Below are 15,466 nucleotides of genomic sequence, written 5' to 3'. Positions count from 1 at the left end.
TGGACATTTGGCGCAACGCCTTTTCAATACGCCGATAGCGATCCGACCGGAAAAGGCGGAGGTCATCATGGCGTCCCTCGCGGAGCGCCTCGGTATCTCAAAGATGATCCGGCTCGATGGTGCGGAACTCGCGTTGACTCCGCAAGCCTTCGGTGGCGAGTTCTCGCAGAAGGGCCGCGAGGCCGTCGAAGGCTACTTCAACGTCGGCGGCGTCGCTGTGATTCAGGTCGAAGGAACGCTTGTTCAGAAGCTCGGCACGCTGGAGCCGTATTCGGGAATGACGGGCTATGACGGCATCCGTCAAAACTTCCTGACCGCGCTCGGCGATCCGGACGTCAGGGCGATCGCGTTCAATATCGACTCGCCGGGAGGCGAGGTCGCGGGGTGCTTCGATCTCGTCGACCTGATCTACGAGGCGCGCGGAGAGAAGCCGATCGCGGCAATTCTCGATGAAGGCGCGTATTCCGCCGCATATGCGATCGCAAGCGCGGCGGATGAAATCTATGTCCCGCGCACGGGCGGCGTCGGTTCGATCGGCGTTATCTCGATGCATGTCGATTGGTCGAAGGCGATCACTCAAGCGGGCGTCAAGGTGACTTTCATCACGTACGGCGATCGCAAGGCCGACGGACATCCGGAAATTCCGCTTTCCGACGAGGCTCGCGAGAGCTTTCAAACCGACATCGACACGATGGGCGAACTTTTCGTCGAGACCGTCGCCCGAAATCGCGGGCTAGCGGCTTCGAAAGTACGCGCGACACAAGCAGCGACCTATCTCGGCGAGCGCGGCGTCGCGCTCAAACTCGCCGACGCGGTCATGTCTCCCGATGCGGCGTTTAACGCGCTGTATTCCAAGCTGAAGTAAACACATTTTCAGGAAAAAAGATGAGCAAGTTTCTAGCGTCGCCGTTCGCGTCGCTGATGGGCTATGGCAAACCGAAGGGCGCACGCGCCGAAGACGACGAGGACAAGGACAAGGACGCGAAGGGCGCCAAGGCCGAAGACGACGAGAAAAAGGACGACAAGGACGCCAAGGGCTCGAAGGCGAACGACGAAGACGGCGACGACGCCGACGCGAAGTCGGAAGACGACGACGGCAGCACGGACGCGAAGGGCGCAAAAGCCGAAGACGAAGAAGACGACGACGCCGCGAGCGACGACGCCGCGGAAGACGACGACGGCGACGACAAGAAGGACGCGAAGGGGCAGAAGGCCGCGAAGGCTGAGCGCGCTCGATGCGCTCGCATCATTTCGCATGGTTTCAAATGCGGTCGTGCGGAACAGGCTGCGGTATTCGCATTCGATACTGGCATGTCGTCCGCCGCGGCGATCGCCGCGCTCAACGCCGCGGGTTCGGCGGCTCCGCGCAAGCCGCAGGGGTCGAGCCTCCGCGACCGTATGAACAGCGAGCCCGCGCCGAATAAGGTGCAAGGCAAACAGGCGTCTGGCAATAGCTCGGCAGCAGATCGCATCATAGCGGCTGGAAAGGCTCGCCGCGGCGAGAAGTAAGCACACAACATCCAATTCTGGAGAATAAATGTCTCTGAACATCAGCACCATCGGCGACAACTCGGCGCAGCCGTTTATGCGCGCCGAAACCTACGTCCCGGATCAGCTCATCGCGGGCAATCTGAAACTTGTCACGCAGCCGGTGATTATCGCGTCCGGGACGCTCTCGCGCGGGACCGTGATTGGTCAGGTTTCGTCGCTCAACGTCGAGACGAAGGCCGGTGCAAACGCGGGTAACGGCGCCGTCGGCTCGATCAGCCTCGGAGCTTCGCCCCTGAATGGCGCATACGTGCTGACCGCGAAGTCGGCGACAGATTTCGGCGTCGTCGATCCGGAAGGCAACGCACTTGCCGACGCGACTGTCGGCACGGCGTACACGAGTGCGGAACTCAATTTCACGATCACGGCTGGCGGGACCGCGTTCTCCGCAGGCGACTCCTTCACGTTGACCGTTGTCGACGCAGTCGGCACTTTCAAGGAAAGCGTCAAGACGGCGTCGGACGGCAGTCAAACGCCCGTCGGCGTCCTCGTCGACAACGTCGACGCGTCCGCTGGTGCGGTCGAAGGCGCCGCATATGTCATGGGCGAATTCAACGCGCGCGCTCTGATCTACGACGCGTCCTGGTCGATTCCGACCCTGACGACGGCCCTCCGCCCCTACGGGATTTTCGTCAAGTCGTCCGTCTCGGCGGCTGACCCGAGCTAACCGACTCCGCTCCTGAATAAAGCCCGCTTCGGCGGGTTTTTTTTCGTCCGGAAAAACACAATCTCATTAGGAGTTCGAGGTAATGTCCTCGTTTGTTTACGATACCAATACCCTGATTCAGGTCGTCCCTAACCTGAAGACGTCGCAAAACTTCCTTCTCGACCGCTTCTTTCCGAATATCGCAATGGCGGATTCGGAAGAAATCTCGATCGACGTCGACGTCGGTAAGCGCCGTATGGCGCCGTTCGTCTCGCCGCTCGTCGAGGGTAAGCTCGTCGAGCAACGTCGCTATCAGACGAACACTTTCAAGCCCGCATACATCAAGGACAAGCGGGCTCCGGACCTCCGCAAGCCCGTTCGCCGCATGATCGGTGAGCGCATCGGCGGGGAACTGACCGGCGAGGATCGCGAGGCAGCGAACCTCGAAGCGGAGTTGACCGACCAGATCGACATCCTCAACCGTCGTCTCGAATGGATGGCGGCTCAGGCTCTCCAGTCCGGAACCGTGAAGGTCGAAGGCGAAGGCTTCGAGACCGTCATCGTCGATTTCGGTCGCGATCCCGAACTGACTGAAGTCCTCGCGGGCGGAGCGCAATGGACCCGCGCGAACATCGGTACGGAGCTTTCGCCGGGAACCGTTTCGCCGACGGACGACCTGACCGACTGGGCGCAACTTGTCCTGAAGAAGTCGGGCGCGCAGGTGACGGACGTCGTTTTCTCGGTCGACGCATTCCGCGCGTTCAAGCTCGATCCCGAACTGAAGCGTAACGCGATCACGTTCCCGGCTCAGGCCCCGTTCGGTAACGTCGTGAATCCGGCCGTCTCGCCGGTGAAGGGCGGGATGTACATGGGCCATTGGGGTCAATGGGACCTGTGGGTCTATACCGATTGGTTTGTCGATGACAACGACGTCGAGCAGCCCATGTTGCCGGAAGGCGGTCTGATCATGAGCGGGCCGGACATGACCGGTACTCGCGCGTTCGGTCAGATTCTGGACCCGGAATTCTCTTACGAGGCGATGCCGTACGCGCCGAAGACGTGGGTCGAGAAAGACCCGGCCCAACGCCTCATCCTCATGCAGTCTGCGCCGCTCGTTATCCCGAGCCGCGTCAATGCATCGTTCTTTGCTCAAGTGGTGACCGAGTAATGACAGTGACCGTCAAAACTGAAAAGGCGACGGTCGCCTATGGGCGAACGGTTCGCGGTCCCGATCGGAAAAAGTACCGTCCCGGCGATGAGGTCGAATTGCCTGTCGCTGAAGTGAAGGCGCTTCGCGAACGCGGGTTCCTCGTCGACCCGAAGGCGGCGTCGGTCAAGCGCGGGAATGGTCCGGAATTCGGCGGATCGCGCCGTCCAGCCGTGCGGCGTGTCGGCGAATGATTGACTTCGACGCGCTCGTCAATGGTCCCGCCGCAGCGGCATTCGGCGAGCCGTTGACCTATCAGCCCGTTTCAGGCCCGGCGTACCCGATCACGGGCATTTTCGCTGAGCCGTATCGTCGACAGGAATTCGATGGCGACGGCGCCGCGCACTGGGTCACAGTCGCGCCGTCCGTCGGTCTACAGCAGTCACAACTGAAGGCGCCCGTCGCGAAAAACGATCGCCTCACACGGGCGAAGACGGGTGAGGCCTATCTCGTCATTGAGCCGCAGCCGAACGGAATCGGCTGGCTCAATCTCAAGCTGAAGGAGTCTGCATGACGACTTCCGCTCAATTACGCGCAATCGCCGTCGAGGCTTTGACCGGGACGACGATCGCGGGCGCGAACGTATTTTCTCCGCGCGACATTCCGTCGTGGGATCAGAGCTATCCGATGCTCATCGTCACGGCTGGCGATGAGGACGGCGACGGCCTCGGGCGAAACGGTCCTCCGCAATTCAATGTGACTTCGACTCTGAAGGTCGTCGGTCGCGTCGAGCGAGAAGCCGAAAACGACGACGTCGGCGCGGCGTTGTGCTACGTGGACCTCGAAACGATCCGCGATCAGGTGAAGTCCGCCGTCATCAACTATCCAGCGCTGATGACGCTACTTCAGCAATACCCGTTCTTCCGGTCCCGTATGGAGGTCGGCGGGAAAGAGGATAGCGCTTTCCATCAAGGACAGGTCGTCATCGAGATAGGTATGGAGTTTTTTCAAGGCCCCGACGACTTCTACCAAGCGCCGACGGTCGCCTTCGAAGAGACGGACGTCGTTCTGACAGTCGCGGACGGGACGCCGCAGCCAGGCGCGGTTATCACGCTCCCTCAATAGGACAAACCATGAAAGTTAAGCCCGCTCCGGGTCTCAAAGTGCGGGACCCGGTTCTGAAGGACTACTTACCGGATGAAGGCCGGGAAGTAGGCGACTTCGATCTCTACTACATCCGACGCTTGCGCGACGGCGACGTCGTTCTCGTCGACGAAGCGGCGTCGGTGGCAGACACAAAGGACGTTGAATAATGGGAAATGTTTCGTTCCCGAATATCCCGCAAAACATCCGTGTTCCGCTGTTCTATGCGGACCTCGATAACAGCAAGGCGAACACGGGCGCGACGACTCAGCGCGCGCTCATCATCGGTCAGATGACGTCGAGCGGGACGGGTGTCGCGAATACGCCTGTGATTTCGCAGGGCACGGGCGATGCTAAGAACGTCGGCGGTGTTGGCTCGATGCTGGCTCTCATGACTGCGGCTTATCGTGCGGCGGACGACTTCGGCGAGGTTTGGTATCTCCCGCTAGCGGACGATGCGTCAGCCGTGGCGGCGTCGGGCGCAATCAACTTCTCGACCGCGTCGACGGCGACGGGCGTCCTGTATCTCTACATCGCCGGTCAACTCGTCACGATGACAGTTACGTCGACACAGACGCCCGCGAATCTCGCGACCGCGCTCGCGGCTGCGATCAACGCAGCGAGCGACCTCCCGGTAACGGCGGTAGTCGACGCAACGACGACGAGCAAGGTAGATATTACGGCGAAGAATAAGGGCCTCGCCGCGGGCGACATTGACATCCGTCTCAACTACAAGGGCGCGGCAAATGGCGAGTCGACGCCGACGGGTCTCGGCGTGACCATTACGGCGATGACTGGCGGATTGGTCAATCCGTCGCTGACGACGGGCCTCGCGAATTTGCTCGATCAGGAATTCGACTTCATCGCGCTTCCGTACACGGATTCGACGTCGCTCGATGCGATGAAGGCGTTTCTCAGCACGAAAACGGGCCGCTGGTCGTGGTCGAAACAGATTTACGGCCATGCCTTCGCCGCATATCGCGGAACGCTCGCCAGCGTGACGACCTTCGGCGTGACGCGCAATGACGAGCATGTCTCCGTCATGGGCTTCTACGACTCGCCGAGTCCTTCCTACGTGTGGGCGGCTGACATTTGCGCGACCTCCGCGGTCGCGCTGCGCGCTGATCCGGCCCGTCCGCTTCAGACTCTCGCGCTGTCGACGGTCCTCGCGCCTCCGCTTGCATCGCGCTTCGATCTTACGGATCGGAATGTGTTGCTATGGGACGGTATCTCGACCTTTACGGTCGCGGACGACGGTACGGTCGCGCTCGAAAACGTCGTCACGACCTATCAGACGAACAGTTACGGACAAGCGGACGACAGCTATCTCGAAGTCGAGACGATGTCGACGCTGACGTATGTGCTGCGTCGCCTGAAGTCGGTCATTACGAGTCAGTTCCCGCGGATGAAGCTCGCCGACGATGGAACGCGTATTACGCCGGGGACCAATGTCGTCACGCCCTCGATCATCAAGGGCGCTCTCGTCGCGATGTATGTCGAGATGGAAGACAACGGCTATGTCCAGGACAGCGCGACGTTCGCATCGAAGCTGATCGTCCAGAAGAACACGACGAATCCGAATCGCGTCGACGTCATCTATCCGGCTGTTCTGATGGATCAGCTTCGCATCTTCGCGTTGCTGATGCAATTCACGCTGCAATAACCCGCCGTCTAACCGACGCAAAGCCGCCCATCGAGGCGGCTTTTTTCATTTTTGGAGGCAGTTTTGAGCCTGTTAGCTGGTACTGGGTCGATCACGGTCGACGGTACGACTTACATGGTCGTTGGTGACGTCAAATACAAGGTATCGAAGAAGAAGCGAGATACCAAGACGGGATACGACGGCGTTCACGGCTACGGCGAAGCCTACATTCCCGGCGCAATCGCGATGAAGTTCCGCGACGCGGGCGGGTTGGTGGTCGCCGAATTTAACGACATGACCGATGTAACGGTCGTGTTGACCCTCGCCAATAAGAAGGTCGTCACGGGCAAAGGAATGTGGACCGTTGACGATCAGGAAGTCGACGCAATGGAAGCAACCTTCGACGTTCGTTTCGAAGGCCCGAGCGTAACGGAATCTCCTTCGAGCTAAAGAGACATGGAAGACCAAAAGATCATCACTCTCGATAACCCGATCAAGGTCGGCGACATCGAAGTTACTTCGCTCACGCTGCGCGAGCCGACGGCGGGCGAATTGGAGCGCGCGACGCTCAAGGACCGGCCTATCTCGGTAACGCTCGACCTCCTCGCGATGGTTGCGGGCGTCCCGCGCTCGATCGTCGAGAAGCTCCCGAGCCGAAAACTGAAGGAGGCGAGTCAGTTCATTTCGGGTTTTACCGAGGATGGCCCGTCAACTGGCGAGACACAGTAGCCGCGGTCACGAAGTTTTACGGATGGGGTCCCCATGACGCGTGGGGCCTTCCGCTAAGCCGTCTGATGTGGTGGCACGAACAGGCGCTTAGGTTGCGTACCTCGGGGGTTACGTAGTGGCGAATAATTTTACGATCACGATCAGCGCGGTCGACAAGGCTACAGACGTCGCGCGTAAGGTCAATAAGTCGCTCGCGCAGATTACCGACCCGATCAACAAACTCGGAAAGGAAACGAAGGCCCTCGGCGATCATTTCAGCGTCATCGGGAAGATGACGGGCATTACGCAAATCGGCAAGGGCTTTACCAAGTTGAGCGGCGCCGCGGTCAATGCTGCGCGCAGTGTCGCGAGTGTTGTTACGCCGATCGCTGCGCTCACTGGCGCGGGCACGGTCGCGGGCATCGTCGCGCTCGCAATGGCATTCGGGCGGACGGCGACGTCGGTCAAGAATGTTGCGGGCGTCCTCGGTATGCCGACGCAGCAGTTACAGGCATTTACCGGCGCGGCCCGCCTCGTCGGGCTTTCCGCCGAGGACATGAGCGGCGGTCTGAAGTCGCTCGGTAACGTCTTCGAGGACTCGGTCACGGGCCGGAATCTGGAAGCCGCGGGCGCAATGAATCAGTTCGGGATCGAGGTCCATCGTCTCAAAAATGGCTCGATTGACACGACGCGGGCGCTTAAAGACATCGCGAACGTGATTCAGAAGATGCCGAATGCACAGGCTCAGCAGAAGTTCGCGAGCATCTTCGGCGTCGAGCAACTCCTCCCGATGCTCCAGAAGGGCGGGGAGGGTATCGACAAACTCGTCAACAAAGCGAAATCGCTCGGCGCCGTCATGACGCCCGAGCAGATCGCGGCGGGCGAGCGATATAACGAACAGATGGTCGCGCTCGATCTTCAGGCGGAAAAGCTCAAGATCACATTCGGAAACGCGCTCGCGCCCGCCGTCGAGCGAGTCGTCGGTGTTGTCGGTCGCCTCGTCGACAAATACGGCGCCGTCGTTGGGACGAAGATCGCCGAGTATGCGGAGCGCCTTGCGAACTGGATCGACCGGACGGACTGGGGGAAGGTCGCGACTGATGTCGGCTCCTTCCTCGACAAGATCGGCGGCGTTCAAACCATTGCGATCGCGATTGCCGCTATTACCTTCGCAACGCCGATCGCCGGGATTCTGTCGATGGTGACGGGCCTTGTTAGGCTCGCGACGTTCGCGATTCCACTCGCGATTACAGCGTTCGGGCGGCTCGGTAAAGCAAAGGGCGCGGCAGACGCGGCGGGAGCCGCTGTAGAGGCCGCCGAAGGCGCGGCGGGCGCCGCAGGTGCGGCAGGCGCGGGCGGAGCCGCCAAATCAGCCGGAAAGGGCCTTCTCGGACGTTTCGCGCCGTGGGCGATGCGGCTCGGGTTGCCATTGTGGTTGATGACGCATTCGGAAGGGCTGAATACGGGCGAGGATGCGTATCTCGCGCAGCATCAGGCCGCGCCGGGTTCGACGTGGCAGGGAGACCCGCTACAGGCGCAAAACGCGTCGACCGATCAGAAAGGCCCCGCCTCGCTCTTCTCCGACCTGGAATCGAAATACTCGCTTCCGAAGGGATTGCTCGACAGCGTATGGAATGTCGAGTCAAGCCGCGGTAAGGGATCGATGCTTTCGCCCAAGGGGGCGCAAGGTCATTTCCAGTTCATGCCGGATACGGCGCGCGCCTATGGCGTGCATGACCCGTTCAATCTCCGCGAGTCGGCAACGGGAGCCGCAAAGATGTATTCAGACCTTTTGCGGCAGAACGGCGGGAATCTCTCGATGGCTCTCGCGGCATACAACTGGGGTCAAGGGAATCTCTCGCGCAAAGGTATGAACAACGCGCCCGGCGAGACGCGCGACTACATCCGTAAGGTCATGGCGGGCATGTCGGGAGGTTCTTCTAGCCTCGCCATGTCAACGCCGCTCTATCCGCCTCCGCAACAAGGCGCGGCGGCTGACGCGGGGGACCAATCCGGCGCTTCCGAAGCGATGTCGGCAATTCAGCATATCTACGTGGAGGTCGATTTGAAGAACGCGCCTCCGGGCACGACGGCGCGCGTGCGTCCGTCGGCAAACGTGACGGCGTCCGTCAAGATTGGTCAGTCGTCGGTCGGAGGTGAGCAGGTATGAGCTTTACCTCGACCATAGGGAGCCTGTCCGCGGCTTCGCGCGCGGTCGGCTCTCTCGCATCGACGCTGTCGGGCGGATCATTCGCGACCAATCTTCGAACCGCGAGCTATGGCGGTATCCCATTCGGGATCGAAGGCGTTACGACTTCGGGCGGCCGCCGCGTGAGCGTCCATAGCTACCCGTTCCGCGATACGGTTTGGATCGAAGACCTCGGGCTTTTGCCGAAGGTCTTTCGCATCAGTGGCTTTCTGATTGAGAACAGCGCGATTTACGGCGGGGGAGGCGTTGTCTCTCAGGCTAATGCGTTGATGGCCGTCTGTAATGCGGCGGGCGGAAAGACGTTCGTTCATCCGACGCTAGGCACGATTCAAAACGTGTCCTGTATCGAACCGCTCCAGATCAGCGAGCGAAAGGACCTCGGGCGCGTCTTTGAAATCGGCTTGACGCTGATGCAAGGAGGCGCCCGCGTCTATCCGAAGGCGTCCAATGCTACCGGCGATCAGGTGAAATTGTCGGGCCTCGCGGCGATCGCCGCAGCTCTCCTCAACTTCGCTTCCAAGGTCGCGAGCTATGTCACGTTAGGCGTCTCGATTGTCAATCAGGCGATCGCGACTGTCTCGAAATGGTATGCGGTCGTGAAGTCGGTCATCGCGGACGTGAAGGCTGTCATCGGCGCTGTCTCTTCGCTGAGCGGTAGCTACGGACGGTACGCCTCGGGCGCGAATACCGGCTATGCGAAGTCGAATGCAAAAGCGTCGTCGACGGCGACGGTCGCGAGCCTCTTGTCAGCGGCTGTCACGCAGCGCACGGCTGTTCAAACGGCGGGCGCGAACATGGTAAGCGCGGCATCGTCCGTGGGCGACACGGCGGCATTCTCCGCCGCGATTACGGCTGTTGCCGCGTCCGTCGCCGCGACGGCGGCCAATCCGGCTGACGCGATTCGCATGCTTTCAACGTTGGCGGACTTTTATCCGGACGATCCGACGACCTCTTCGGTTATCGGCGACGGGATGGCGGGCATGCAATCGGCTATCGGCGCGCTCGTCCGCACGACCGTAATCGCGCAAATGGCGATGGCCGCTACGTCGTATCAGCCGTCGTCGGCAGATGACGCGGCATCGGTGCGCGACCTGATTGTTTCGCTCGTCGACGACGAGGTCGTGACGGCGGGCGATGCCGGGGACGATGAGACATACGGCGCATTGCGCACGCTGCGCACAGCAGTAATCGCCGACATCAACAGTCGAGGCGGGAGCCTTCCAGCCATGACGACGTTTTCCTTCGCGTCGGCGCTTCCGGCTCTCGCGCTCTCATCGCGGATGTACCGCGACGCCAGTCGCGCTGACGAAATCATCGCGGAAGCGAATCCAATTCATCCGGCCTTTATGCCGTCTTCGTTCGCCGCGCTGGCGACGTAACCTGATGGGGTGCAATGTCTGATGAACTTACCTTAACCGTAGGCGGGAAGGTCATTTCCGGGTGGACGGATGTTCGCGTCACGCGAGGCATTGAGCGCATCCCGGGTGACTTCGATATTGGATTGACGGAACTCTTTCCCGGCGAACTCGATGAGGTCGTCGTGACGCCAGGCGACGCGTGCGTCGTCCAGATTGGCGGCGATACGGTCGTCACTGGCTATATCGATCGCTACATCCCGAGCTTTGACACATACGACCATCGAATCCGCGTCGTAGGACGTGGTAAGTGTCAGGACCTCGTCGACTGTTCGGCTGAGTGGTCGAACGGGCAAATAAGCGGCGCCTCGGCGCTCGCGGTCGCATCGAAGCTCGCGGCTCCTTACGGGATCACGGCGTCATGTAACGAGTCCGGATTGCGGGTCATTCCGCAATTTAACCTGATGCTCGGCGAGACGCCTTTCGAAATCATAGACCGCGTCTCGAAATACAGTTCGCTCCTTGCCTACGAGGAGACAGACGGCAATCTGATCCTAGCCCGCGCGAGCACGCTTCAGCATGCGACAAACCTCGAAGAAGGGCAAAACGTAGAGGGCGCGAGCGTCGAGTATTCCGCGGATCAGCGGTTTCAGACATACAGGGCGTTTCTACAGGCGATTAACACGTTCAAGGAAGGTGGCGACGGCGGAAACCTGATCGCAACGACGACCGATAGCGGCGTTTTGCGGAATCGCCAGAAGTTCATCATCGCCGAGGCGGTCGCGGGTTACATGGATGTCGCCGCGCAGCGCGCCGCGTGGGAAATGAACCGGCGAAACGGCCGATCCGTCGTCGTGCGCGTTGTGGTTGATAGCTGGCGCGATGGCGACGGAATGCTATGGGCGCCGAACATGCTCGTATCGGTCTATCTGCCGTCTCTGAAACTTGATCGCAAAACGTGGCTGATTAGTGAAGTGACTTTCCGGACAGATGAGAACGGCACACACGCCGAGCTTGTCATCATGAGTCCGGATGCCTTCGCGGTTGAGCCTACGGCGTTGCAATACGGCTTTGTCGATGGGTCGACTCTCTCAACACAGTAATGGAAAACGAAAGCATCGCATCGCGATTGGCTCGGCGAGTCCTTATGGCGATCGGGCGCGGTCGCGTCTCAACGTCGAATGACTCGGGAGTCGTCCAGCTTGTACAAGCCAAGTTCAACGATCTACAAACGATAGACGATATGCCTCGGGTCGCTGAGTTTGGTTTTACTTCGCGTCCGCCTGACGGCTCCGACGTCCTCGCGGTCTTCATTGGAGGCGACCGATCAAATGGGGTAATCGTCGGGACGAACCATCAGGGAAGTCGACCGACGGGCCTTTCTGTCGGAGAGACGATGATATTCAGCCAGGACGGGAAGTCGATCTATCTGACCGCGGGCGGCGGAATCGTCGTAGAGGCGAAGGGTCAGGACGTCGTCGTCAATGACGCGCGAAACGTGACTTGGAATTGCTCAGGCGATTTCACGCTGGCGCTCGGCGGCAAATTCAAGGTTATCGCGCCCGGTGGAACAAACTTCACGACGCCGACCCTCCAGTCGAGCGGCGACATGCAAGACAACGTCGCGACAAATCCTCACACGATGGCGCAAATGCGCACGATCTACGACGGACACAATCACATCGTGACCGGCGTACAAGCCGGATCAAGTCAGGTTACGTCGAATACGCCGACGCAGACGGAATAAGCGCCGAGTCAGTCAACACACAAGCCCGCCTAGCGCGGGCTTTTTTTCGTCCTCACGAAATGGCAGACACAAAAACGGCATGGGACCCGACGCTAGGCCGTGGCGATTGGGTTTTATCTGGGGCGTTGCTTCAAACGGGCGACGACCTCGAAACGGCAGTCCTCATCAGTCTTTTTTCGGACCGTCAGGCCGCGGCAGACGACGAGATTCCGGACGGGACGACGAACCCTCGCGGATGGTGGGGCGACCTCGATTCCGACACGCAGATCGGCTCGCGCCTTTGGCTGCTGAGCCGCGCAAAGCAAACGACCGAAACCCTTCAGCGCGCGAATGACTACATCGTCGAGGCTCTTCAATGGCTTATCGATGACGGCGTCGTCGCGTCGTTTGACATCGCTGTCGAGTGGACTCAGGCAGGGCGCCTCGGCGCGCTGATCGTCGCTCACAAGACGAACGGGACGACAACTTCGGTCGCCTATCAATCGCTATGGAGCGCTATCACCTGACATGCCATATGCACGTCCAACACTGACCGAATTGCGGTCGGAAGTGGCGTCCGACATCGCTTCGAGTCTGAAGGGATCGGACCCGCTCCTCCGCTATTCGAATCTGAAAATTACGGGCGACGCTCAGGCGGGGCTCGCTCATTTGCACTTCGGTTACCTTGACTGGATCGCGAAACAGGCGGTCCCGTGGACGGCGACGGGCGAATATCTCGCAGCTTGGGGAGCGCTGAAGAAGGTGGCGCAGAAAGACGCGACCTTTTCTAGTGGCTCCGTCACGTTCTCCGGCGCATCTGGGACCATCGATGCGGGGGCGCAATTTGTCCTCGGCGATGGCACAGCCTATACCGCGACGTCGTCAGGGACGATTTCGTCCGGAAGCGTGACTGTTACCGCGAAAGCGGTCGAGGCGGGCTCCGCTGGAAACTGTTCGGCGGGCGCCGTCATGACCCTCTCGACGGCGATTCCTGGAATCCAGTCTAACGGTGTGGCCGCGACGGATTTCACAGGTGGCGCCGATCAGGAGGAGGAAGACTCATTTAGCGACCGAGTAATCGCCGCGTATCAGGCGTCTCCTCAGGGCGGCGCAAAGACGGATTATGTGACGTGGGCGACCGACGTCGCGGGCGTTACTCGCGCGTGGTGCGCGCCGAATGGATTCGGCGCCGGAACCGTCGTTGTCTATGTGATGTTCGATGACGCAGATGCGGCCTTTAACGGGTTTCCGCAAGGTTCTAACGGTGTTTCTTCGAGTGACGTCCTCCCGAACGGGCATCCGCGCGGTACGGTCGCGTCTGGCGATCAATTGACGGTCGCTAATTCGATCTATCCAGAGCAGCCCGTTACGGCTCTTGTTTATGTGTGCGCGCCTCTGCCGAATAGCCTGACGTTCACAGTCAGCGGGTTGTCGAGCGCAAGCACAACAGTTCGGAACGCTGTAAAAGCCGCTATCACTGAGGTTCTCGTCTCTTACGGGGACCCTCGCGCAGGAACGGTCGAGCTTTCTTATATCGAATCGGCGATCGCCTCAGTGCCAGGGACAGCTGGCTTCGTCATTACGTCTGTTGTCGGCGTGCAAAGTGGGTCGTCGACTACTTATCCGGGAAATATCACGTCGCTAACAGGCTATCTGCCTGTTTTGGCTGACGTGACGTTCTCGTCGTAAGGGGAGGGAAATGACGACTCCTGTTTATTCCGCTGGCGACTTCGCGCGCGCGCTACAAGCCCTTATGCCTCAGGGCAAGGTCTGGCCCCGCGATTCTGATTCCGTTCAGTCTCAGGTATTCGAAGGTCTCGCGGCGGTTTATGAGCGTAATTCTGACCGTGCGCAAAACCTGATTTCGGATGCGTTTCCGGCGAACACAGTCGAACTGTTGCCCGAGTGGGAATCGACGTTAGGACTCCCCGATCCATGCGCGGGACCATCGCCAACGATTCAGCAGCGACGAAATCAGGTTGTTGCGCGTTTCGCGAACAGCGGAGGGCAATCCTCCGCTTATTACATCAACTTTGCTCTCAATCTCGGCTACACGGTAACGGTCAATCAATATGCGCCGTTCCGTTGCGGTCAGAGTCGGTGCGGCGATTCGCTCGGCGGAGTCGAGTGGTTTTACACCTGGGCGATTCGCGCCCCTCTCAATACGGTTACGCGATTCAGGGTCGGTAGTTCGACTGTAGGAGAGGCGCTCGCTACGTGGAATAACAAAGTCCTCGAATGCGAACTCTCGTCAGTCGCTCCCGCGCATACCTATTTGCAATTTCAATACTCGTAAGGACATCGAATGTATCAGATTGATGTCTCGACCGCGGCGAGCGCGCAGCCCGCTTCGTCCGCGCTCGGGACCGTTGGCTATTTCACCGATGGCAATGCCGCGACTGGAGTTGCGTCGACGATTCTTCCGGCTGAATTCATGAACGCGCTCATGCTGGAAATCATGAATGCGATCACGGGCGCTGGCCTAACCCTATCGAAATCGTCGTTCAATCAGTTATACACGGCGATCAAGACGATCGGGCAGTCGGGATCGACCAACTATGCGGCGGACTTTGGTGTCGCAAACGCCTATGCGGCGACCTACGCTCCGACGGTCTCTGCGCCTGCTGACGGGATTGTCCGAACTTTCAAAGTCAAGACGGCCAACACGGGCGCATCGACCTTCATTCTCGACGGGTCGGGTACGTCCTATCCGATCTACGGTCTTAATGGCACTCCATTGCAGGGCGGCGAACTGTCAGTAAACGGAATCGCCGTGATCCGGTTCAATTCTTCGCTGTCGACGTCCGGTGCATGGGTTCTGTATCACTGTGGTGCGTCTCCGATGCAGATCGCGGACGGTACGGCATCGCATCATGCCGCGTCCGTTGGTCAGGTTCAGTCGGGGGCGTCATCTTATGCGGTGGATACGGGAAGCGCTAACGCTTGCGTGATTGCCTTCGCTCCAGCAATGACGTCTGTTCCCGACGGCTTCGCGTTCCGCGTCAAAGTCAAGGCGTCGAATACGGGGGCATCAACCGTCGCGATTAACGGCCTTGCCGCGATCCCGATTGTTGGTGCGGCGCATTCCGCGCTTCAAGGTGGGGAACTGATAGCGAACGGCGACGCGGTTCTTATGTATAACTCGTCGCTTGGCGCGTGTGTTCTACTGGAAAGCACTGGCGGTGCGGCGCAAGTTGGTTCCGCAACTCAGCCGCTGCATGCTCTCCAGCAGCAGCAAAAGGGCTACAGTCGCGCGACGGCATCGGGGAGTCTAGTTGTTCCGGCTGGCGTCACGACGATGTATCTGTCGGGATGCGCTCCTGGCGGCGGCGGTGGTGGTGG

The 15,466-nt window shown here is 60.0% G+C and carries 19 protein-coding genes; all 19 read left to right on the top strand.

Annotated elements, in window-relative coordinates; translation table 11 throughout:
• The first annotated feature begins 67 nt into the window (after positions 1-67).
• Entirely contained in the window at positions 68-865 is a 798-nt protein-coding gene (locus tag BN2476_RS36955) for a S49 family peptidase (RefSeq protein ID WP_235851127.1), read from the top strand.
• Positions 866-885: 20 nt separating this feature from the next.
• Positions 886-1,509 (top strand): DNA primase, encoded by a 624-nt coding sequence (locus BN2476_RS36950; RefSeq protein ID WP_087739146.1) that lies wholly within the window; start codon positions 886-888, stop codon positions 1,507-1,509.
• Positions 1,510-1,537: 28 nt separating this feature from the next.
• Positions 1,538-2,215: a head decoration protein gene (locus BN2476_RS36945; protein WP_143811126.1), complete on the top strand. Its 678-nt coding sequence runs from the start codon at positions 1,538-1,540 to the stop codon at positions 2,213-2,215.
• A gap of 82 nt (positions 2,216-2,297) precedes the next feature.
• Positions 2,298-3,362 (top strand): major capsid protein, encoded by a 1,065-nt coding sequence (locus BN2476_RS36940; RefSeq protein ID WP_087739145.1) that lies wholly within the window; start codon positions 2,298-2,300, stop codon positions 3,360-3,362.
• Entirely contained in the window at positions 3,362-3,595 is a 234-nt protein-coding gene (locus BN2476_RS36935) for a hypothetical protein (protein WP_087739144.1), read from the top strand. The genes BN2476_RS36940 and BN2476_RS36935 overlap by 1 nt, the downstream gene beginning before the upstream one ends.
• Entirely contained in the window at positions 3,592-3,915 is a 324-nt protein-coding gene (locus BN2476_RS36930) for a head-tail joining protein (RefSeq protein WP_087739143.1), read from the top strand. The genes BN2476_RS36935 and BN2476_RS36930 overlap by 4 nt, the downstream gene beginning before the upstream one ends.
• Positions 3,912-4,466 (top strand): phage tail protein, encoded by a 555-nt coding sequence (locus tag BN2476_RS36925; protein WP_087739142.1) that lies wholly within the window; start codon positions 3,912-3,914, stop codon positions 4,464-4,466. Before BN2476_RS36930 ends, BN2476_RS36925 begins: the two co-directional genes overlap by 4 nt.
• Before the next feature lie 8 nt (positions 4,467-4,474).
• The gene (locus BN2476_RS36920) at positions 4,475-4,654 is read left to right on the top strand and encodes a DUF2635 domain-containing protein (RefSeq protein WP_087739141.1); all 180 of its coding nucleotides are present in this window, start codon (positions 4,475-4,477) and stop codon (positions 4,652-4,654) included.
• On the top strand, positions 4,654-6,147 hold the full coding sequence (locus BN2476_RS36915; protein WP_087739140.1) for a phage tail sheath subtilisin-like domain-containing protein: 1,494 nt from the start codon (positions 4,654-4,656) through the stop codon (positions 6,145-6,147). The genes BN2476_RS36920 and BN2476_RS36915 overlap by 1 nt, the downstream gene beginning before the upstream one ends.
• A 63-nt stretch (positions 6,148-6,210) precedes the next feature.
• Entirely contained in the window at positions 6,211-6,576 is a 366-nt protein-coding gene (locus BN2476_RS36910) for a phage tail tube protein (RefSeq protein WP_235851126.1), read from the top strand.
• A gap of 6 nt (positions 6,577-6,582) precedes the next feature.
• Positions 6,583-6,855 carry a phage tail assembly protein gene (locus tag BN2476_RS36905; protein ID WP_087739138.1) on the top strand — a complete coding sequence of 91 codons (273 nt, stop codon included), beginning with the start codon at positions 6,583-6,585 and terminating at the stop codon, positions 6,853-6,855.
• A gap of 115 nt (positions 6,856-6,970) precedes the next feature.
• Positions 6,971-9,004: a transglycosylase SLT domain-containing protein gene (locus BN2476_RS46785; RefSeq protein WP_087739137.1), complete on the top strand. Its 2,034-nt coding sequence runs from the start codon at positions 6,971-6,973 to the stop codon at positions 9,002-9,004.
• Positions 9,001-10,422, top strand: coding sequence for a DNA circularization protein (locus BN2476_RS36895; RefSeq protein ID WP_087739136.1), 1,422 nt, complete (start codon positions 9,001-9,003; stop codon positions 10,420-10,422). The genes BN2476_RS46785 and BN2476_RS36895 overlap by 4 nt, the downstream gene beginning before the upstream one ends.
• A gap of 14 nt (positions 10,423-10,436) precedes the next feature.
• A complete protein-coding gene (locus tag BN2476_RS36890; protein ID WP_087739135.1) occupies positions 10,437-11,501 on the top strand; it encodes a phage baseplate assembly protein in 1,065 nt (354 codons plus the stop codon).
• Positions 11,502-11,545: 44 nt separating this feature from the next.
• On the top strand, positions 11,546-12,145 hold the full coding sequence (locus tag BN2476_RS36885) for a phage baseplate assembly protein V (RefSeq protein WP_235851125.1): 600 nt from the start codon (positions 11,546-11,548) through the stop codon (positions 12,143-12,145).
• A gap of 59 nt (positions 12,146-12,204) precedes the next feature.
• A complete protein-coding gene (locus BN2476_RS36880; protein WP_087739133.1) occupies positions 12,205-12,651 on the top strand; it encodes a phage GP46 family protein in 447 nt (148 codons plus the stop codon).
• Position 12,652: 1 nt separating this feature from the next.
• On the top strand, positions 12,653-13,813 hold the full coding sequence (locus BN2476_RS36875; RefSeq protein ID WP_087739132.1) for a baseplate J/gp47 family protein: 1,161 nt from the start codon (positions 12,653-12,655) through the stop codon (positions 13,811-13,813).
• Positions 13,814-13,823: 10 nt separating this feature from the next.
• Positions 13,824-14,420, top strand: a complete 597-nt coding sequence (locus BN2476_RS36870) for a YmfQ family protein (RefSeq protein ID WP_087739131.1) — start codon at positions 13,824-13,826, stop codon at positions 14,418-14,420.
• Positions 14,421-14,429: 9 nt separating this feature from the next.
• Positions 14,430-15,466: hypothetical protein (locus tag BN2476_RS36865; protein WP_218274576.1), on the top strand; the 1,037-nt coding region annotated here is incomplete at its 3' end.

Source organism: Paraburkholderia piptadeniae, assembly GCF_900007165.1.
In the GTDB taxonomy this organism is placed as follows: domain Bacteria; phylum Pseudomonadota; class Gammaproteobacteria; order Burkholderiales; family Burkholderiaceae; genus Paraburkholderia; species Paraburkholderia piptadeniae.
Note: the sequence above shows the minus strand (reverse complement) of the source record. Positions and strands in the feature narration are given on the sequence as shown.